Annotated in this window: 19 protein-coding genes; 7 read left to right on the top strand and 12 right to left on the bottom strand. The window is 64.6% G+C overall.

Annotated elements, in window-relative coordinates; genetic code table 11:
• On the top strand, nt 1-2,355 hold the full coding sequence (locus J5474_RS10085) for a TRAP transporter large permease (RefSeq protein WP_209360788.1): 2,355 nt from the start codon (nt 1-3) through the stop codon (nt 2,353-2,355).
• 68 nt (nt 2,356-2,423) lie between these two features.
• Here J5474_RS10085 and J5474_RS10080 read toward each other — a convergent pair whose 3' ends face one another.
• The 6 genes from J5474_RS10080 to J5474_RS10055 all read right to left on the bottom strand — a co-directional run bounded on the left by J5474_RS10080 (nt 2,424) and on the right by J5474_RS10055 (nt 6,220).
• Nucleotides 2,424-2,642 (bottom strand): hypothetical protein, encoded by a 219-nt coding sequence (locus J5474_RS10080; protein ID WP_209360787.1) that lies wholly within the window; start codon nt 2,640-2,642, stop codon nt 2,424-2,426.
• A gap of 316 nt (nt 2,643-2,958) precedes the next feature.
• A complete protein-coding gene (locus J5474_RS10075; protein WP_209360786.1) occupies nt 2,959-3,771 on the bottom strand; it encodes an arginyltransferase in 813 nt (270 codons plus the stop codon).
• Between the two features lie 285 nt (nt 3,772-4,056).
• Complete coding sequence (locus J5474_RS10070) at nt 4,057-4,500, bottom strand: RDD family protein (RefSeq protein WP_245216379.1); 444 nt, start codon at nt 4,498-4,500, stop codon at nt 4,057-4,059.
• Nucleotides 4,501-4,594: 94 nt separating this feature from the next.
• Nucleotides 4,595-5,032, bottom strand: coding sequence for a DUF2852 domain-containing protein (locus tag J5474_RS10065; protein WP_209360785.1), 438 nt, complete (start codon nt 5,030-5,032; stop codon nt 4,595-4,597).
• A 129-nt stretch (nt 5,033-5,161) separates the two neighbouring features.
• On the bottom strand, nt 5,162-5,629 hold the full coding sequence (locus J5474_RS10060) for a YbaK/EbsC family protein (protein ID WP_209360784.1): 468 nt from the start codon (nt 5,627-5,629) through the stop codon (nt 5,162-5,164).
• 3 nt (nt 5,630-5,632) lie between these two features.
• Complete coding sequence (locus J5474_RS10055) at nt 5,633-6,220, bottom strand: NAD(P)H-dependent oxidoreductase (protein ID WP_209360783.1); 588 nt, start codon at nt 6,218-6,220, stop codon at nt 5,633-5,635.
• 63 nt (nt 6,221-6,283) lie between these two features.
• On the opposite strand from J5474_RS10055, the gene J5474_RS10050 reads away from it, so the two are divergent.
• Nucleotides 6,284-9,049, top strand: a complete 2,766-nt coding sequence (locus tag J5474_RS10050; RefSeq protein WP_209360782.1) for a [protein-PII] uridylyltransferase family protein — start codon at nt 6,284-6,286, stop codon at nt 9,047-9,049.
• Complete coding sequence (locus tag J5474_RS10045; RefSeq protein WP_425342879.1) at nt 9,046-9,318, top strand: hypothetical protein; 273 nt, start codon at nt 9,046-9,048, stop codon at nt 9,316-9,318. Before J5474_RS10050 ends, J5474_RS10045 begins: the two co-directional genes overlap by 4 nt.
• A 180-nt stretch (nt 9,319-9,498) precedes the next feature.
• Here J5474_RS10045 and J5474_RS10040 read toward each other — a convergent pair whose 3' ends face one another.
• Nucleotides 9,499-10,149: a bifunctional 4-hydroxy-2-oxoglutarate aldolase/2-dehydro-3-deoxy-phosphogluconate aldolase gene (locus J5474_RS10040; RefSeq protein WP_209360781.1), complete on the bottom strand. Its 651-nt coding sequence runs from the start codon at nt 10,147-10,149 to the stop codon at nt 9,499-9,501.
• Between the two features lie 72 nt (nt 10,150-10,221).
• A complete protein-coding gene (gene edd / locus J5474_RS10035; RefSeq protein WP_209360780.1) occupies nt 10,222-12,027 on the bottom strand; it encodes a phosphogluconate dehydratase in 1,806 nt (601 codons plus the stop codon).
• A 458-nt stretch (nt 12,028-12,485) separates the two neighbouring features.
• On the opposite strand from edd, the gene J5474_RS10030 reads away from it, so the two are divergent.
• The 4 genes from J5474_RS10030 to J5474_RS10015 all read left to right on the top strand — a co-directional run bounded on the left by J5474_RS10030 (nt 12,486) and on the right by J5474_RS10015 (nt 16,847).
• Nucleotides 12,486-13,658, top strand: a complete 1,173-nt coding sequence (locus J5474_RS10030; protein ID WP_425342883.1) for an RSP_2647 family RNA methyltransferase — start codon at nt 12,486-12,488, stop codon at nt 13,656-13,658.
• A gap of 17 nt (nt 13,659-13,675) precedes the next feature.
• Nucleotides 13,676-14,221, top strand: a complete 546-nt coding sequence (locus J5474_RS10025) for an RSP_2648 family PIN domain-containing protein (RefSeq protein ID WP_209361011.1) — start codon at nt 13,676-13,678, stop codon at nt 14,219-14,221.
• A 112-nt stretch (nt 14,222-14,333) separates the two neighbouring features.
• Nucleotides 14,334-15,707 (top strand): SLC5/6 family protein, encoded by a 1,374-nt coding sequence (locus tag J5474_RS10020; protein WP_209361010.1) that lies wholly within the window; start codon nt 14,334-14,336, stop codon nt 15,705-15,707.
• Between the two features lie 54 nt (nt 15,708-15,761).
• Nucleotides 15,762-16,847 (top strand): ABC transporter ATP-binding protein, encoded by a 1,086-nt coding sequence (locus J5474_RS10015; protein WP_209360778.1) that lies wholly within the window; start codon nt 15,762-15,764, stop codon nt 16,845-16,847.
• Between the two features lie 6 nt (nt 16,848-16,853).
• Here the strand turns inward: J5474_RS10015 and J5474_RS10010 are convergent, their stop codons facing one another.
• From J5474_RS10010 to J5474_RS09995, 4 genes are all read right to left on the bottom strand, one after another.
• Nucleotides 16,854-17,087, bottom strand: a complete 234-nt coding sequence (locus tag J5474_RS10010; protein WP_209360777.1) for a ribbon-helix-helix domain-containing protein — start codon at nt 17,085-17,087, stop codon at nt 16,854-16,856.
• Nucleotides 17,084-17,269: a DUF4169 family protein gene (locus J5474_RS10005; RefSeq protein WP_209360776.1), complete on the bottom strand. Its 186-nt coding sequence runs from the start codon at nt 17,267-17,269 to the stop codon at nt 17,084-17,086. Before J5474_RS10005 ends, J5474_RS10010 begins: the two co-directional genes overlap by 4 nt.
• 212 nt (nt 17,270-17,481) lie before the next feature.
• Nucleotides 17,482-18,879: a class II fumarate hydratase gene (gene fumC / locus J5474_RS10000; protein WP_209360775.1), complete on the bottom strand. Its 1,398-nt coding sequence runs from the start codon at nt 18,877-18,879 to the stop codon at nt 17,482-17,484.
• A gap of 179 nt (nt 18,880-19,058) precedes the next feature.
• On the bottom strand, nt 19,059-20,141 hold the full coding sequence (locus J5474_RS09995) for a PAS domain-containing sensor histidine kinase (RefSeq protein WP_209360774.1): 1,083 nt from the start codon (nt 20,139-20,141) through the stop codon (nt 19,059-19,061).
• Nucleotides 20,142-20,190 lie beyond the last annotated feature (49 nt).

Below are 20,190 nucleotides of genomic sequence, written 5' to 3'. Positions count from 1 at the left end.
ATGCTTTTCGGATTGGACGGCATCGAGATCGGGCTGATCATCGTCTTTTTGACGCTGTTCTCGGCCATTCTCTCGGGCTTCCCGGTGGCCTTTGCCATCGGGGGCGCGGGTATGATCTCATTTGGCATCATCGCTTCGCTCGACAGCGCGGGTCTGCTGATGCATCAGGCCATCGACACCGGGTCGACGGAATACGCGGCGCTTCTGGCGCAGGGCGTGCCGGAGAAGGCGATTTCCGTCTTCCGCTATCCGGACCTGCCGCGGGAGGCGCACGCGCTTTTCCAGAACGGATGGCAGGTGGCGATGGATCGCAACATCTCGTTCATCGTGAACCGCGTGAACGAACGCGTCATCGCCGGCCAGTCGATCGAGACGCTGCTGGCAGTGCTGATGTTCGTGCTGATGGGGATCGTGCTGGAACGTTCGAAGATCGCCAACGATCTTCTGACGACCATGGCGCGGGTCTTTGGGCCGCTGCCGGGGGGGCTGGCGGTATCCATCGTGGTTGTTGGCGCGTTCCTCGCGGCCTCCACCGGCATCGTCGGCGCGACGGTCGTGACCATGGGCCTGCTCGCGCTGCCCACCATGCTGCGCAACAACTACTCGCCGGAACTGGCGACGGGTGTCATCGCGGCATCCGGCACGCTGGGGCAGATCATTCCGCCCTCCATCGTGATCGTCCTTCTGGGCACGCTGGCGGGTGACCTTTACTCCACCGCGCAGGACGAACGCGCCGTTCTGGCGGGGTGCTCCGACGCGCTGACCTATCTCGGCAAGCCGGCGGTTGTTTCTGTCGGTACTCTTTTTCAGGCGGCGCTGTTGCCGGGCATCCTCTTGGCGGGCCTTTATGCCGCTTATGCCTTTGGCTATGCGATGCTGAACCCGTCGAAGGCGCCCGCCGTTGCGTTGGGCGAGTCGAACGGTGAGGCAGTCACGCGTGGCGAAGCCTTTACCTGGTACCTCGGTGTGCCTCTGGCCCTGATCCTCGGCGCGGTGATCCTTGGGCAGGTCAATGTTGTGGGCTCGCAGACGATCCGTGTGGATAGCTACTCTGACGCCGGTGCCACGGCATCGCTGCGCACCAAGGTCGGCGAGCAGTGCAAAACCTCGATGATCGAGCTGCACGGTCAAGCGGCCTGGGATACGGCCGTGGCCGAGCAACAGGCGATCGAAGACGCGGGAGGCGTGCAGGAAAGCCATCGTCTGTCGCCGGAAGAGATCGAGGCCCTCCGCGCAGCGAAGATCGCAAATGCGGCGCCCATCGGCACCGGGCTTGCCGTCTTTGCGGTGATGTTCGGACTGATCCTGTCGGTGGCGCGCGGGGTGTCGCCCTCGGCGAACCCGCTGCCGTTGCAGATCGGCGCGGCTGGCATCGTGCTGGGCCTCGTGGTCGACTGGCTGCTGATCGGGCCGACCTCTTCGTCGTCCTGGACAGTCGTTGCCATGCTGATCCCGTGGATCATCACGCTTTATGGGGTCGTCTACGCGTTCAAGCTTTTGGCGAAGAACGAACTTCTGCGCGTGGTCTTCCCGCCGCTGGTTCTGATCGTTGCGGTTCTGGGGTCCATCCTTGGTGGTATCACCAACCCGACGCCTGCGGCGGCACTGGGTGCAGCGGGTGCCATCATGCTTGCGGCCTATCGCAAGCTGGGGGATCAGGGACAATCGCCAAAGGTCATCATCTGGTCGACGCTGGCGACGATCGTGATGATCCTGATGGGCGTCAACTTCGACCTGCGGATTAACACCGACACCGTCAGCGTGGAAAGCTGGATCGCCTTTGTCTTTACCTATGCGCTGTGGCTCTATGCCCTTTTCGGGTTGTTCTTCAGCTGCTGGGTGCTGTTCAAGGCGGGCGTACTGACCCCGGCAGTGCGGGAAACGGCCAAGGTGACCTCGATGGTCTTCACCATCCTGATCGCCTCGCAGCTGCTGAACCTCGTGGTAATCTCCTTCGGGGGCGAAGAGTACATCCAGGACTTTCTGCGAAGCTTTGACGACGTGCGGACGGTCTTCATCATCGTGATGCTGGTGCTGTTCGTGCTGGGTTTCGTCCTCGACTTCCTCGAGATCGTGTACATCGTGATCCCCATTGTGGGTCCGGTGATCTACGGCGCGCATTTCGATCCGAAATGGGTGACGATCATGATCGCGGTGAACCTGCAGACGTCCTTCCTGACACCACCCTTCGGCTTTGCGCTGTTCTATCTGCGCGGTGTTGCACCGAAGGAAGTCACGACAGGCCACATCTACCGCGGCGTCATCCCGTTCGTGCTGATCCAGGTGGCCGCGCTGTTGCTGCTCTCGGTCTTCCCGGGGATTGTCACCATCGTGCCGAGCCTGCTGGGCGGCTAAGCGCCCCGTGGACCATGTAGCAAGGGCCGCGTCCGGTTGGGCGCGGCCTTTGTGGATCCGGGGCGGGGTCAGGCCGCCTTCATCAGGGCGGTGTCGATCCCGTCGAACATCTCTTGCAGCGTGGCGAATGTCTCCCCGCCTCTGAGGCCATCCTCGGCTTGCACGGTTTCAGCGATATGAACCAGGAGCGGCAGGACCAGCCCGCGGGCCAGCCGTATGCGTTCTTCCCTGGGCAAGAGCGACGTATCGATCCGTGCATGTTCAAGCATATCGGCGTAGGTCTGCATGATGTCCTGTATCCTTTCGCGGTTGCGACCCAGCCCGGGATATGGCCTTCCCGCGCATGATTCCGATGCGTAGAAGTGCGGTCTTGACGAGAACTTAACGCGCTGTTGTGCAATCGTCCGGCGCAGGGATGCAGTCGGGCCTGTCCATGTGCAGGCGATTGCAATTGCTGCACAAAATCGGATGCGAAGTCTTATGTCCCGCAGCCGATCCATAGGGTTAGGCGGCAAGCGGACGGCGCGGTCACAGGTGCAAAGGGAGAGGGTGCGGCCCGGACGCAACGCGGCACTACACCAATTGAGCGCGTGGTGCGGCGCTTCAGTTCCGGCTGTCGGGGATGGATATATTGGCGACCTGCTCCGCGATCGGATCGGTGGACAGCGGGTGGGTATCGGCCTCGAAATTGGCCGGGTCGTCCAGTGCCTGCCATTCGCCGCGGTGATAGATTTCAAACCCGGAAAATTGCGCTTTGTAACCCATCTTCTCTGAATTCGGCACCCAGTAACCAAGATAGACGTAAGGCAGCCCGGTTTCCTGTGCGATCTGGATGTGGTCAAGGATCATCCACGTGCCCAGCGAATTGCGGTGCAGTTTGGGATCGTAGAAGGAGTAGACCATGCTCAGCCCGTCATCGAGCATGTCGGTCAGGCAGGTCGCCCTCAGTTCGTTCGACTCCTCATCGAGGTATTCGATCACGCGCGAGCGGATCGGCGTCTCCTCGATCATCGCGGCAAACTCGAAGACATCCATATCCGCCATGCCGCCGTCGGCGTGCCGTGTGTCGAGATAACGACGGAAGAGGTCGTATTGTTCTTCGGTGGCCCAAGGGCTGGTTGCGCGGCGGACAAAGCGGGCGTTCTTCTTCAGCGTGCGCTTCTGCGACCGGGTCGGCGAGAAGCGGCTGACATCGATACGCGCCGACATGCAGGCGGCGCAATCGGAGCAGGACGGCCGGTAAAGGACGTTCTGCGACCGCCGGAAGCCCTGCTTTGACAGCGCATCGTTCAGCTTCTGGGCGCCGTCGCCCTGTAGCGCGGTGAACAGCTTGCGTTCCATCCTCCCGTCCAGATACGGGCAAGGCTGGGGCGCAGTGACATAAAACTGCGGAGCGAGCGGCAGCGAATGGCGCATGATCGTCTTTAACCCGGTGGAGTTTAATGAAACGGTAACAACGATGACCCCCGTCGCCAAGCCCCCCATTATGGGGAAGGCCCTGTCTTTGGGGCCTTTTCCGGGCGGACGGTTAACAAAGGCCGCAGAGAGGCCGAACAAGGACGGACTCTCGCGTGGCGGGAGCCCGATACCGGCTTCAGGTATGTCCTGCGCGGGCGGTCTCAAGGGGTCGGGATCCGAATGGCGGGATCACGATTCCGGTCTGGCACCCGAAAGCGTGGCCCCAGGGCGGCTCCAGACCGGTCAGGCCCGCCGGTTCAGCATCACGGTGCCCAGCACCATGTCGGTAAGCCCCCGCCCGCGCGCGTCTACGAACATGAGTACGACGGACACGCACTGGATCAGAACGGTCGACATGGAAACCACGTATCCCGCCACGTGCAGAAAGGCGAGGCCGGGGCTCAGGCGCTGGCCCCAGGCGTCGCGCAACTCGATCGACATCAGGCGCATGCCCCACGTGGCCGATCCGCGCGACAGCGTTGCCCAGCGATAGACAAACCCCACCAGCAGGTAGATCATAGGGATCATGAACAGGCCGACGATGGTGATGGTGGCCAGCACGGCGGTGGCAAGCGCGATCAGCACCGTATCGACCAGCCAGGCCAGGCCACGCTTCACGGTAACACCGTCGTAAAAGCCAGCCTGACGGTCGGGGTCGGGCAGGTGGCTCATCTCTTCGTAAAACATTGCGGTCCCTCGCGGTTCTTGTGTGGCCCTGTACGCGGTGCGATGGACAGGGAAACGGGGCCGACCTGCGGCCCCGTCCGAGTCTTGTTTCAGCTTACGCTTCTTCTTCCACCTTGGCCATTTCAGCGGCACGCTTTGCACGATCATCCATGAACTGGTCGAATTCGGCTTTGTCCTTGGCTTCGCGCAGACGCTCGAGGAAGGCCTCAAAGGCTTCCTGCTCATGCTCGAGCCGGCGCAGCGTTTCGGTCTTGTAGGCGTCAAAGGCACTGTTACCCGAGGGTTTCATGGCGGCCCATGCAGTGTGGCGGGCGGTGTGGTTGGTGCGGCGGTGCGAACAGCCTTTTCCGAACATGCGTTTGCTCCAGATCATGTAGCCCAGCAGGGCGAGGCCAACAGGCCAGAAGAAAATGAACCCAAGAACCATGGCCGCGATCCAGGCACCCTTGCCCTTGGAATCCAGCCAGGCCTCCGACCGGGAAAGCCAGCCGGCGGTGGCGGGCAATTCGGCGTGATATGCGGCGGTGGTCATGTCTCTCTCCGTTCAAAAGTTTATGTGAATGACTTTCACATTACAGGAGATCGGGACGCAGCGCCCGGCTTTCAAGAGCTGATGTGAACCTTTTTTACATTTTCGCTCTTGGCGGGCATTGCCGAGAATCTACTCGACGAAATCCGCCAGAACTGCGCCTATCAGGACCGGCAGTATGGCCGGGTCGACGTCAAAGAGATGGCGTGGTGTGCCTGCCGCCGCCCAAACCCTGTCGAAGGCCAGCAGTCGCGGGTCAAGCCACGCCCGGATTGGCGAAAGGTGACCCAGCGGCGAGACGCCTCCGATGGCGAACCCCGTCTGCGCCCGGATCAACGCGGCGTCGGCCTTCCCCAGCGGTTCACCTGCAAGGTCAGATGCTTTCCGGGCACAGACACGGTTGCCGCCCGCCGTCAGGAACAGAACTGCCTCGCCGGAGGTCTCCGCCTTGAAGATGATCGACTTGGCAATCTGGTCGAGGTCGCAACCCACCGTATCGGCGGCCTCCTGCGCGGTGCGGGCCTTGTCGACCTCCTGGATGGTGCTGGAAAGGTCTGCGGCCTCTATGGCCTTCCGGACCCGGGCGAGGCTTTTCGACATGGTTCAGGACTCCGTTGGAAAGAGGTGCTGCGCGGCGCGGTCAAGCTTTGCTTCGAAGCCTTTGAGGCGCATGTCGGTCATCGACTCGGCGCGGTAGAGCGAGAGCATGTCAAATCGTGCGCGCGGTGCGCAGGCGCGGATCAGCCCGTGTTTCAGCATACGCCGGACCGGCTGACGCATCACGAGATGATCATAGATGGGGGGGCTGCCCAGCGTGGTGACGGCAAGGACAGCCCGCAGAGCGGGCAGGGCAGGCTCTATCGTTCCGCGCGCCGGGTCGTGGTCAAAGGCCACCCCGGGCAGGAAACTCCGGTCGATCCAGCCCTTCAGGATGGCTGGCAGGCCGAACCACCATGTTGGAAAAACCAGCATAAGCCCCTCCGCCGTTTGCAGGCTGACGCGATCCTCGAACGGCGTGTCGTACCAGCCGCGGCGTTCCTGCGCGGTCAGGCGCGGATCGAAACCCTCTGCATACAGATCGTGTAAGACAATATCATGCCGCCGTGCGGTCAGGTCCCGTTGCAGCCGGTCCGCGAAACGGTGGCTGAGGCTGCCGGGTAGCGGATGGGCAAGGATCGTGAGTACGCGCATAGGCTTTTTCTCGCAGGCTTCGGGGGGCTTGCCAAGGGCGCGGACCCGTGGCCATCTGCGCGCATGACACTTGCCTCCCGCATTACGCGCCTCCCCCGTGCCTTTGACCCCGAACGGGGCGCAGAGGCCCAGAGTTTCGCCCCCTGGGCCAGCGGTGCGCTGGCCGATCTTCTGGAAGGAACAGCCGGGTCGAGTCCTTACCTCCACGGTCTGCTCCAGCGCGAAGGCGACTGGCTCGAAGGAGCCTGCGAGGATCCTGAGGCCACCCTGTCCGCCCTGCAACTGGCTTTGACGGAGGACGCGCCAGACACGCTCGCCGCAGAGCTGCGCCGCGCCAAACGGCGGATGGCTCTATTGGTGGCGCTTTGCGATCTTGCGGGCGTCTGGCCACTGCAGCGGGTCACCGGGGCGCTGACGGAATTCGCCGATCTCGCGGTGAGCCTCGCCATGCGGGCTTCCGTCGGGCAGGAGATCAAACGCGGCAAGCTGCCGGGCATGGGCGAAGACGACATCGCGACGGCGGGCGGCATGGTGGCGCTGGCCATGGGCAAGATGGGCGCGGGGGAGTTGAATTATTCGTCCGACATAGACCTGATCGTCCTGTTTGACGAAACGCGTTACGACCCCGACGACTACCACGAGGCGCGGCAATCGCTGGTGCGAGCGACCCGCAAGATGTCAGCCATGCTGAACGATCTGACCGCGGAGGGCTACGTCTTTCGCACCGACCTGCGGCTGCGTCCCGATCCGGCGGTGACGCCCGTCTGCATGGCAATGGAACCCGCCGAGCGTTATTACGAAAGTTTCGGCCGCACCTGGGAGCGCGCCGCCTACATCAAGGCGCGGGCCTGCGCGGGCGACATCGCAGCGGGCGAACGGTTTCTCAAGGCGCTCCGGCCCTTCGTCTGGCGGCGGCATCTGGATTTCGCCGCCATTCAGGACGCGCACGACATGCGCCTGCGCATCCGGGAGCACAAGGGGTTTCACGGCGCGATCACCCTACCGGGCCACAACATGAAACTCGGGCGCGGCGGTATCCGCGAGATCGAGTTCTTTACCCAGACGCGGCAGCTGATCGCCGGCGGACGCGACCCCTCTTTGCGGTTGCGTGGAACGGTGGAGGGGCTGCGGGCCCTGACCGCACGCGGCTGGGTGCCACAGGCCGTGACAGACAAGTTGGGCGATCACTACCGCGCCCACCGCGAGGTGGAGCACCGCATCCAGATGGTGAATGACGCACAGACGCACGACCTGCCCGGTTCGCGCGAGGGAATGGAACGGCTGGCCTGCCTCTCGGGGCGCGACCTCACGGAGATGAAAGCCGACCTGACCGCACGCCTGACGGAGGTGCACAGCCTGACAGAGGGGTTCTTTGCCCCGGATGCGCGGGACACCTCGGCGGTGCCGGAGGTCTTTGGCGACAGCGCGCTGGTGGATCGCTGGGCGACCTACCCCTGTCTGCGGTCGGCGCGGGCACAGGACCTCTGGCGGCGGGTACGCCCCGAGATCCTGAAACGCCTCGCCGGCACCGCGCGCCCGACAGAAGCCCTGTCCACCTTCGACAGCTTTCTGTCGAAACTGCCCGCCGGGGTGCAGCTGTTTTCCCTCTTCGATGCGAATCCCTCGCTGATGGACCTTCTGGTGGACATCGTGGGCACCTCGCCGGACCTCGCGGCCTTCCTCGCACAGAACGCCGCCGTTCTGGACGCTGTGATCGGCGGCGATTTCTTTGCTGCATGGCCGGGGCGGGCGGCTCTGACGGCGGATCTGTCGGCGGTGATGGCGCGCGAGGCGGATTACGAGCGCAAGCTCGATACCGCGCGGATCTGGGCCAAGGAATGGCACTTCCGGGTGGGTGTGCACCTCCTGCGCGGACTCATGCAGGCCGAGGAAGCGGGCAAGGCCTATGCCGATCTGGCCGAGGCGGTTCTGGCCGCCGTGTGGCCCGTGGTGCAGGCGGAATTCGCCCTGAAGCACGGCCCATGCCCGGGACGGGGGGCGGTGGTTCTGGGGATGGGATCGCTGGGCGCGCAGCGACTGCATGCGCGGTCCGACCTCGACGTGATCGTGATCTACGACCCGGAAGGGGAGGAGAACTCGGAAGGCCGTCGTCCGTTGCCGTCTCGACTGTATTACGCGCGCCTGACCCAGGCGCTGGTCACCGCGATGACCGCGCCGATGGCCGAAGGCAAGCTCTACGAGATCGACATGCGCCTGCGACCCTCGGGAAACCAGGGGCCGGTGGCCACTTCATGGGCCGCTTTCCAGAGCTACCAGACCACGGAAGCCTGGACGTGGGAACACCTCGCGCTGACGCGGGCGCGGGTGGTGGCGGGGCCGGCTGAACTGGCGGGCGAGGTGGAAGCGTTCCGTGCGGAACTGCTCGCTCGGCCGCGTGACCGCGCCGACGTGCTGGCTGCGGTGCGTGACATGCTGGCCAGGATCGCCGCCGCAAAGGGAGCGGGCAGCCCGTGGGAGGCAAAACTGGGACGCGGGCGTATGCAGGAAATCGACCTCGTGGCGCAGGCGGCTTCGTTGCTATCGGGAAAGGCCATCCGCCAGACACCCCGCGCGTTGCGACAGGGGGCGTGGTTCGACTCCGGACCCCTGGTAGAGGCCTACGAGCTGGCGTGGGCTCTGCAGATCGGCGCACGGCTGGTCAGTGACAAACCTTTGAACCCGGAGGCGCTGGGGGGCGGCGGTTGCGCCTTCCTGCAACGCTTGACAGGGTGCCCGGACATGGATCATTTGCGCGCGAAGCTGAACGACAGGACAGCCCGGTCTGCGGCGGTGATCGACGCCGTTCTGGCAACAGGAGAAACCGCATGAGCGACATGACCCAGGACGCAGCGGATCCCAAAGGCCTGATCCGCGAATCCTACCGTATTGATGGCATCGACGTCGAGGAATGCCGGGCGATCTTTCTCGATTGGGCGCTTTCGGTGCCGGTGGATGCTGACACGACGGCGCTGATCGGCACGTTGCTGGAACGTTACGGAAACGACGATCACCCGATGACGGCCGTGCTCAGGGATGGCCTGACAGCCATGAACCGCCCCACGCGGCGTGGCGGCTGGAAGGCGCGCCCGCGTCAGTAGGCACCAGCAGGCCCGGGCGGGTGTTGCGCGGCGTTCACCGCTTCTCCTTTGTGCAAATACTCACCTGAAATACATCAGTCTCAGCGCAGACCGTGTCAGGGGCGCGCCCGCGGCCAGACGGGGGCGCGTTGTTCCGAACGCTGCGGCCCCTTCGAAGCGGACTCGCAGCGTTCGGAAACATCAGGCGAGCGTGCGCGGCAGGGCGGCGGCCTCGCGGGCCAGTTCCTCGATCCGGGCCCAGTCGCCGGATCTTACCGCATCGGCAGGGGCCACCCAGCTGCCGCCGACGCACAGCGTGTTGGACAATGCGAGGTAGCTTTCGGCATTCTTCGGGCTGACGCCGCCGGTGGGGCAAAATTTGACCTGCGGGATCGGCGCACCGATGGACTTAAGGGCGGGCACGCCGCCGTTGGCCTCCGCCGGAAAGAACTTCTGAACCGTATAGCCGCGCTCAAGAAGTCGCATCGCCTCCGTCGCCGTGGCGGTGCCGGGCAGAAGCGGCAGGTCCGCCGCCTCGCAGGCGTCGAGCAGCCGGTCGGTCGCACCCGGAGAGACGCCAAAGCGCGCGCCCGCGGCCTTTGCCCGCTGCACGTCCTCCGGGGTCAGCAGGGTGCCCGCGCCGACCACGCCGCCCTCGACCTTGGCCATCTCCGCGATGGCGTCGAGCGCGGCGGGTGTGCGCAGAGTGACTTCGAGCACTGGCAAACCACCATTCACCAAGGCCTGCGCCAGCGCGCGCGCCTTTGATGCATCGTCGATCACGAGGACCGGGATGACGGGGGCGAGGCGGCAGAGGCGGTCGCTTTCACGGCTGGCGTCGAGCGGGGTCATGGAGAGTCCTTTTGAGTATTTCAACCAATAAGAAACGGTAGCGCGTGCGCCCTGAGGCGACCGGCGGCGGGGTCAGACCACCACGGCGGCGCCGTTGGACGCAAGCCCGACGTTTTCCCGAAAGGCGGCGAAAAGTTCGCGCCCGACGCCATGGCCATTACCGGAGAGATCGGCAGTGGCGGGCTGGCGGGCCTCGAAATCGGCGGCGAGGCAGTCGAGCGTGCCCTGCGTAGCGTCGAGCCGCAGGATGTCGCCATCCCGGACGCGGGCCAGAGGGCCTTGGTTGGCCGCCTCGGGCGAAACATGGATCGCTGCCGGAACCTTGCCCGATGCGCCGGACATGCGCCCATCGGTGACCAGCGCGACCTTCAGTCCGCGATCTTGGAGAACCGCAAGGGTTGGAGTCAGACCGTGCAATTCCGGCATGCCGTTGGACTTCGGCCCCTGAAAGCGGACGACGACGATGGTGTCGCCGGTGAATTCGCCGTTCCTGAAGGCGATCTTTACCGCCTCCTGATCCTGAAAAACGCGCGCGGGGGCCTCGATCACGTGACGATCGGCGGCGACAGCAGAGACCTTGATCATGCCGGTTCCAAGGTTTCCGATCAGTTCTTTCAGGCCGCCAGAGGGTTGGAAGGGAGCGCCAGCGGGACGCAGGATCTTGTCGTTCTGGCTGGTCTTCGGACCCTGACGCCAGGCCAGTGCACCATCGGCCAGCACGGGTTCCCTGGCGTAGAGATGCAGGCCATTGCCTGCGATGGTCTTTACGTCCTCGTGCAGAAGTCCCGCATCCAGCAGGTTGCCGATCATGTACTGAAGCCCGCCCGCGGCATGGAAGTGGTTCACATCGGCCAACCCGTTCGGGTAGACCTTGGCCATCAGCGGCGTCACGGAAGAAATGTCGTTGAAGTCTTCCACCTCGAGAGCGATGCCCGCAGCCCGCGCCATGGCGGGCAGGTGAAGCACGAGGTTCGTGGACCCGCCCGTGGCCATCAGCCCGACGATGCCGTTGACGAAGGCCTTCGCGTCGAGGATCTCCGAAACCGGGCGGTAGTCATTGCCCAGAGCGGTGATTTCCAAGGCGCGCTTTGTCCCGGCCTCCGTCAGCGCATCGCGCAGGGCGGTGTTCGGTTGCACGAAAGACGCGCCCGGCAGGTGCAGGCCCATGAACTCCATCAGCATCTGGTTGGTGTTGGCCGTACCATAGAAGGTGCAGGTGCCCGCCGCGTGGTAGGAGGCCATCTCGGCTTTCATCAGCTCGTCACGGCCGACGTGGCCTTCGGCGAACTGTTGACGGACCTTGGCCTTTTCATCGTTGGGAATGCCGGAAGGCATGGGACCGGCGGGCAGGAAGATACCAGGGATGTAGCCGAACGTGGCGGCGGCGATGATCAGCCCCGGAACGATCTTGTCGCAGACACCGAGATAGAGCGCCGCGTCAAAAACGTTGTGCGACAGGGCGATGCCCGCCGAAAGCGCGATCACGTCACGGGAAAAGAGCGAGAGCTCCATGCCGACCTGTCCCTGCGTGACGCCGTCGCACATGGCGGGCACGCCACCCGCAACCTGTGCGGTACCGCCGTTGCTGCGGGCGGCCGCGCGGATCAGATCGGGAAACCGCTCAAACGGTTGGTGCGCGGAGAGCATGTCGTTATAAGCGGTGACGATTCCGAGGTTCGGCGCCCGGGCCTCGGCGAGCGCATCCTTGTCGGCGCTCATGGCCGCATAGGCATGGGCCTGGTTGCCGCAGGTCAGGTGGGCTCGGCGCGGCCCTTCGTCGGCGGCGCGGGCCATGCGGTCGAGGTAGGTGGCGCGCGTCCGCGCGGAGCGCTCTTCGATGCGGGCGGTAACGCGGGCGAGGGTGTCGTTCAGGGCCATGGGTATCTCCCTTTGCAATGCCCATGGGGCGGTGCCCGGGCATCCTCTGCGGTTTGATCGTGACATAGCGCGGTTAGCGCTAACGGTAAACCCGTCATATCCGGTAATTGTATCGCGTCGCAGGATCGTGTGCGAGTATCGCGGATTGCGGCGGGCAGGTCTCCTTGGCGCGGAGGAAAAGGTGTCTCCCCCGAACGCCCCCGATCGGCAACCGTCCGGCTGCGGGAACGCACTGCCCCGGGCAGTGGGGCGCACCGAAATGGCTCGCGCCCTGTGCCGGGGCTGATGGGTGCCGTCGGGGCCTGCCCAGTCCATTGCGGAACCCTCCCAGACCGCTTTATTCCCGTGCAAAAGCGGGGTATGGCGGGGCCATGACAGCTCCTTCCTCACCTGATGGTGCCCGCCCTGATTCCCGGCCCGGTTCCCGGCCTGAGTCCCGGCCTGAGTCCCGCCCCGTGCTGCGCCTGAAACCGAAGGCGAATGTTCGCGCCATCCGGCACGGCAGCCCGTGGGTCTTTGACAACGAACTGGTGATGGATCGCCGGTCCAAAGCGATTGCACCCGGCACAATCGCGCTGCTGGAGGATCACGAACGCCAGCCGCTGGGCACCGTGGCGGTGAATCCCGAGAGTCGCATCGTGGCCCGGATGCTGGATCGCAACGCCGATGCGGATATCGACACCGCGTGGTTCGCGAAACGCCTGTCGAAGGCCCTGTCGCTGCGCGAGCGCCTGTATGACGCGCCTTTCTACCGGCTGGTCCATGCGGAGGGCGACGGCTTGCCGGGCGTGGTGATCGACCGTTTCGGCGACACCTGCGTGGTGCAACCCAACGCCGCCTGGGCGGAAACGCATCTGGACGCGCTGGTCGACGCGTTGGTTTCCGTCACCGGGGTCACCAACGTACTGAAGAACGCGGGCGGGCGGGGGCGCACGCTGGAAGGTCTCGACGCGGAGGATACCGTGCTGCGCGGCGCAGCGCCCGATGCGGCGGTCCCGGTAGAGATGAATGGCGCCACCTACATGGCGGACCTGACCGGCGGTCAGAAGACCGGCCTGTTCTTCGATCAGCGCGACAATCAGGCCTTCGTAGCCAGACTCGCGAAGGGAGAACGGGTGCTCGACGTCTTTTCCCATGTCGGCGGGTTCGGCCTGGCCGCGCTGGCGGGGGGCGCGGCCCACGCAACCTGCGTCGATGGTTCGGCGGCGGCTCTGGCGCTGGCGTCCGAAGGCGCGGCGCGCATGGGGGCGGCGGAGCGTTTTACCGCGCGGCAAGGCGATGCTTTTGATACGCTGGCGGAAATGGCAGGCGAGGACGCCCGCTTTGGCCTCGTGATCTGCGACCCGCCAGCCTTCGCCCCGGCCAAACAAGCGGTGGACAAGGGCCTGCGCGCCTACGAGCGCATCGCTCGGCTGGCCGCACCGCTGGTGGCGGAGGACGGTTACCTCGTGCTGTGTTCGTGCTCGCACGCAGCGGATCTGAACAGCTTCACCGGCGCCTGCCTGCGCGGTATCGGGCGGTCAGGGCGGCGTGCGCAGCTGCTGTATTCCGGGGCGGCCGGCGCAGACCATCCGCTGCTGCCGCAACTGGCGGAATCGGGCTACCTGAAAGCGCTGGTATTCCGCCTGTGAGCCAACCGGTCGAGCGGGTGAAGGTTGTCCTCGACACCTGCGTTATGTTCCCGACTGTCATGCGCGAGGTGTTGCTGGGCGTGGCGGCGGAGGGGCTGTACACGCCCCTCTGGTCGGCGCGCATTCTCGAGGAATGGGCTCGCGCGGCGCGCAAACTCGGCCCCGAGGGGGAGCCGCAGGCACGTGCCGAGATCGCGCTGGTCCGAGCCGCCTGGCCGCGGGCAGAGGTGGCGTGGAAACCTTCGCTGGAAAAGCGGCTCTGGTTGCCGGACGTGAACGACCGGCACGTGCTGGCGGCGGCGGTGGCGGGATCGGCCGATGTGATCGTCACGCTCAATGCGTCGGACTTTCCGCGTGGCACGCTGTCCGAGGAAGGGGTGTCGCGCATCGACCCCGACGCCTTTCTCATGGGCTACTGGCAGGCCTCTCCGGAGGTGGTCGCAAGCGTCTGCGCCCGCGTTCTGGACACGGCCCGGCGGCTGTCAGGCGAGGATTGGGAGATGCGCGCCCTCCTGAAAAAGGCACGCCTGCCGCGTCTCGCCAAGGCTCTGGCCCGCGCGTAACGCCCCTGTCACGAAGCCGCCAACCCCTTGAAACACGATTGTTACCCTGGGCAGCGGCGGGGCAGGGTGCGAGCAACACTATCACAAGAACAACCTTCAGAGGGATGCCATGATGTCTCCGATCCTGCTGCTGGCGGTCTTTGCAGCTCTGGCGCTGCTCAGCCTTGCCGCCGCGCCGCGCAACGCCACACTCGAAGGCTTCTTCGGAGGACAGAGCGACGGCCAGGCCCCGGGTCTTTGGGTACTGGTTCTGAGTCAGGTCACCACGTGGATCTTCGCCCGCTCATTGATGAACGCCGCGATTCTCGGCTTCTTCTACGGTATCGCGGGTGTTCTGGCCTACGCCGCTTACTACGCGTCCTTCCTGACGGGCGGTTTCGTCGTGGGCCGCCTGCGGGCCAGCGGCGCCACTTCCGTTCAGGACTGGCTGGGCGGGCGGTTCGGCGCGGCGGGGCACGCGAGCTATAACCTCGTGGTCGCTCTACGGCTCCTGTCCGAAGTCTTCGGTAATCTGATCGTCGTCGGCCTGATTTTCGAAGCCCTGCTGCCCGGATCACAGGTTTGGTCGGTCCTTGCCGTTGCGGCACTGGCGCTGGCCTATTCCGCGTGGGGCGGGCTATCGGCTGCGCTCAGGACGGATGTCGTGCAGATGCTCGTCTTCCTCGTGGTCTTCGGGGCGGCTCTGGGGGCATTATTCGCCTCACCGGGTTTCGACATGGTCGCCGCCCTCACCGCGACGGGGCAGTCGGGTGGTTACCTCGGCTGGGTGCTTCTGGCGGTGGCGGCGCTGCAGGTGTTTTCCTACCCCGTGCATGACCCGGTGATGATGGACCGGGGCTTTGTCGCGGATGCGCGCACGACGCGCCTGTCCTTCCTGCACGCCTTCTGGATCTCGACGCTCTGCATCCTCGCTTTCGGTCTGTTCGGCATCCAGGCAAGCCTGACGGGCGCCGCCTACGAGGGTGAACTGATCGGAACATGGGCGGCGATGTTTCCCGGCTGGATCTTTACCCTGCTCATGTTGTCGCTGCTGGTGTCGGCGCTCAGCACGCTCGATTCCGCGCTGGCCTCGGCGGCGCGGCTGATGGTGGAGGAGTTGCGCCTCGCCCCGCGCAGCCTGACTGGCGGGCGGGTCGTCATGCTGGTCTTCACGTTCGCAGGGGTGGCGTTGACGCTCTGGGGAAACCAGACGCTGTTCGACGCAGTGGCCGTCAGCGGCACCGCCAGCCTTTTCCTGACGCCGGTGCTGATCGCCGGACTCGTTCTGGATCGCCAGGTAGAGACATGGGCCTACCTGATGGCATGGGGCGCGGCGATGCTGGGGGCGTGGATCTACTTCGCCCGCGGCAATCCTTTCATCGCGGCGTGGCTGCCGGAGGGGCACAAGTACGAACAGCTTTTCGTGATCTGCCTCGCGGTCCTCGTGGTCGGGTCGGTCGCCGTCGCTACGGGCAGCCGCAGGGTTGCGGGGGCGCGCGTGGGCTGATACCCCGAAGCCAAATCCCGAGTGTTTCCCTCGGCGAGACGCTAGAGGCCCCGAGTGACCGCGACGACCCCTCCGCCCAGACTGGAAATCCGCAACCTTGTCCGCCGCTTTGACGGTCAGCCCGTTGTGGATGACGTATCCCTCAGCATCGCACCGGGGCAGGTGACCTGCCTGTTGGGACCATCTGGTTGCGGCAAGTCCACGACACTGAGGATGATCGCGGGGGTCGATCTGCAGGATAGCGGTACGATCCACGTCGATGGCAAACTGATCTGCGATACGGTGTTTCGCGTGCCGCCGGAACGGCGCGCCATCGGGCTGATGTTTCAGGACTTCGCTCTGTTCCCGCATCTGTCGGTGGGGGAAAACGTCGCATTCGGCCTCAAGGGATCCGACAAGCGCGGGACGGCAAAGCGATTGCTCGACCGCGTGGGACTGGCACATTTCATCGACCATTTCCCGCATCACCTTTCGGGGGGCGAACAGCAGCGCGTGGCACTGGCCCGTGCGTTGGCGCCACGACCGAAAATCATGCTGATGGACGAGCCCTTCAGTGGCCTCGACAACCGGCTGCGGGACGGCATCCGGGACGAGACCCTGGACCTGCTGAAGGAAGAAGGTGCCGCCGTCCTCCTTGTCACTCACGAACCCGAAGAGGCCATGCGCATGGCCGATGAAATCGCACTGATGCGCGCCGGTCGGATCGTGCAGCAGGGCGCGCCCTACAACATCTACAACAGTCCCGCTGACAAGGGAGCCATGGCATTTTTCAGCGATATCAATGTTCTGCAGGGACGTGTTCAAGGTGCTCTGACGGATACGCCCTTCGGCCGCTTTCTCGCGCCGGGCGTGGCGGATGGCAATGCGGTCGAAATCGTCTTCCGTCCGCAACATGTCTCCATCGACTTCGACCGCGCGGGCAAAGGGCCGAACCCGACCATCGCCGCCGGGACCCCGGCGCGCGGTATCGTGCAGCGTGCGCGCTTCATGGGGTCTGAAAGCCTCGTGGAATTCCGCATGGAGCACGATGGGCAGGTGCTAAAGGCTACCGTCCCGAACGTCTTTCTGCCAAAACCCGGCACACCCATGTGGCTGTCGCTCCGGCGCGACCGCTGCCACGTTTTTCCCGCGAAAAACTGATTGCTGTCAGTTCTCTACGGATCGGTCTTCAAGTAATCTGTTGAGGATGAAGACCCGGATGGACGAGGCCAGCCCCACCTCCGGATCGCGAGCCTCGTCGATGGCGGCGGCCAACTCGTTCAGCGCCATGCCTTCCTCTCCGGCAATGCGGCGGAACTCCGTCCAGAAGACATCCTCCAGCGAGACCGACGTGCGGTGGCCCTGCAGAGTCAGCGAATGCTTCACCGGGCGGCCGCTCATTCGGTATCCGGCTCCTTCCGGTGACCCTCCAGCGCCTTATCAGCCTTGTCCAGTCGTGCCTTGGCGAGCGACTTTTCTGCCTTGCTCTGGCCGTGCTTTGCGGCATTGGCGTCGCCTGCCGACCGTTTGCCGGCACGGGCCTTCTGCTTCCGAAAGGTGGTGAGGTTAACGATCTTCGCCATAGCGCGATCCTATCCGAAAACGGAATGCACAATCCATGCACAATCGATGCAAAGCCCCTGCTGCCCCATACGTGTGCCCCGCAGCGCCACGCCAGATCAATGCCGGTCACTGCAGACCAGGAACGCGCCGGGCTGGCGCGGCGCGTTCCTGCTTCTTTGGTTCAGAAATACCGCCGAGAGCGCGAGAGGCAGCGCCTCTCGCACCCAAAGGGTTACTTCGCCTTCGGACCGATCATATCTTCGGGACGGACGACGCGATCAAAGGTTTCCGCGTCGACGAAGCCCAGCGCGATAGCCTCTTCTTTCAGGGTGGTGCCGTTCTTGTGCGCGGTCTTGGCCACTTTCGTGGCGTTGTCATAGCCGATGGTCGGCGCCAGCGCCGTCACCAGCATCAGGCTTTCCTCCATCAGTTTCCGGATCCGCGGGCCGTTGGCCGCGATGCCGTTCAGCAGTCGTTTGGTAAAGCTGTCGGCGACGTCGCCCAGCAGCTGCATGGACTGCAGCAGGTTGTAGGCCATCATCGGGTTGTAGACGTTCAACTCAAAGTGCCCCTGGGAGCCGGCGAATTTGATTGCCGCGTCGTTGCCCATGACATGCGCCGCGACCTGGGTCATGGCCTCCGCCTGTGTCGGGTTGACCTTGCCCGGCATGATGGACGATCCAGGCTCGTTCTCCGGCAGGATCAGCTCGCCCAGGCCCGAGCGCGGGCCGGAACCGAGGAAGCGGATGTCGTTGGCGATCTTGTACATGGCCCCCGCCACGGTTGCCAGCGCGCCCGACATGAAGACCATGGCGTCATGCGCAGCGAGCGCCTCGAACTTGTTGGGCGCGGTGACGAAGGGCAGGCCGGTGATCTCCGCCATGTGCGCGGCGACGGCCTCGCCCCAACCTTGGGTGGTGTTCAGGCCGGTGCCCACGGCGGTGCCGCCCTGCGCCAGTTCGTAGATGCCGGGAAGTGCCGTCTCGATGCGCTTGATGCCGTTGCGAATCTGCATCGCATAGCCGGAGAATTCCTGGCCCAGCGTCAGGGGCGTCGCGTCCTGCGTGTGGGTGCGGCCGATCTTGATGATATCGTGGAACTCGGTGGCCTTGGCCTCCAGCCCCTCGGCCAGCGTGGCCAGTCCCGGTAGCAGCACGTCGCGCGCCATCATGGCGCTCGCGATGTGCATGGCGGTGGGGAAGGTATCGTTCGACGACTGGCCCATATTGCAGTGGTCGTTCGGGTGCACCGGGTCCTTCGATCCGATCACGCCGCCGAGGATCTCGATGGCGCGGTTGGCGATCACCTCGTTGGCGTTCATGTTAGACTGCGTGCCCGATCCGGTCTGCCAGACGACCAGTGGGAAATTGTCGTCGAACTTGCCGTCGATGACTTCACCGGCGGCCTGAACGATGGCATCGGCGAGGCGCCCGTCCAGAGCGCCTGTGGCCTTGTTCTCCAGCGCGCAGGCTTTCTTGATCACACCCAGCGCGCGCACGATGGCAACGGGCTGTTTCTCCCAGCCAATGGGGAAATTCATGATCGAGCGCTGCGTCTGCGCGCCCCAGTACTTGTCTGTGGGGACCTCGAGCGGGCCAAAGCTGTCGGTCTCGGTACGGGTTGCGGTCATGAGTCACTCCTGAAGGGTTGCCAGGGGGTTGTATGCGATTGCATGCCGATTAGCGGAAAGCCGGGTTCGGGGCAATCCGCGATTGCGACACGCCAGTTACGGACAGGGTTTACAGGCTGGATCGGGCCTGGCCCAGCCCATTGCCGCTGATGGTGGCGAATTGCCCCACGATAGCGCGGTCAGGCGGCGCCCTCGTCGGTCCCCGTTTCGGAGGTTCGGTGAGTGCCGGGCAGGTGAATGCGGAAACAGGTGCCGCGGTCGCGCGGGGACCATGCGTGCACCCGGCCGCCGCGCATTTCCACCAGACGACGGATGCCCAGAAGGCCAAAGCCGTTACCATAGCCGAATTGCCCCCCGTCGAGAAAGCTGAGATCACCGGACGGCAGACCCGGGCCGTCGTCGCAGATGACGAATGCGACCCCTCCGGGGCCGTCCTCCAGCGTGATTCGCAGATGTGTAGTCGGCTTGTCGTCGTGCTTGATCGCGTTGTCGACGAGGTTGCGCAGCACGATCTGGATCGCCGTCCGGTCACCATTCAGCCACCCCCGCTCCGCATCGAGGTCGTGACAGCCCATCGGATCCAGCACGGTGAAGATGTCGCGTGCCAGTTGTCCAAGGTCGAAGCATTCGATCTGATGCCCGGCATTGGCCGCTTCGGAAAAGCGCAGCACGTCGGAGATCAGCTCCTGCGCCTTGCGGCTCACCTGTTCCATCAGTTTGGCGATCTCGCGCGCCTCTGCGGCGTCGTCGGGCAGTTCCTCCTGGATCATTTCGGCCAGCCCCTTGATCCGGCGCATGGGGGCACGCAGGTCATGCGCGGCGAAGGCGAGGTATTGCTCCATTTCCGAACGGGCGCGTTCCACCACTCCAAGCGCCTTCACCTCGCGTTGCTGCGCGTTGCGGAGGGACGAAAGCACAACGGAAGAGCCCACCACCGCCAGAAGGGTTCCGTCCTCGGCCAGCACTGGGGACAGGGTGGTCTGGATCTCCTGCGGGGCGTCGTGGCCAAGGTTCAGCAAAACTTCGAAGGTGATCGTTTTCCCGCCTCGCATGGCCTCGAGATGGCGATCATAGGTGTGGGCGCCCAGCACATCACCGAAGAGTTCGATTGCTGTCTTGCCCAGCACATCCTGACGGTCACGGTTCCCGATCTGCTCGCAGGCACGGTTCCAGTAACGATAGACGGGTCGGCCGTCTTCGTCCGGGATGAGAACGAAGACAGGCCCTGCCACGTGATCAAGGATGTCCAAATGGCTGAGCATATGTCCCTGTGCGCCTTAAATGCGCCGAACCTAGTCAGCCGACCTTTAC

This window comes from Sagittula salina, assembly GCF_017813235.1.
In the GTDB taxonomy this organism is placed as follows: Bacteria; Pseudomonadota; Alphaproteobacteria; order Rhodobacterales; family Rhodobacteraceae; genus Sagittula; species Sagittula salina.
The sequence above is the reverse complement of the archived record's forward strand: the minus strand, read 5'-3'. Positions and strand labels throughout refer to the sequence as shown.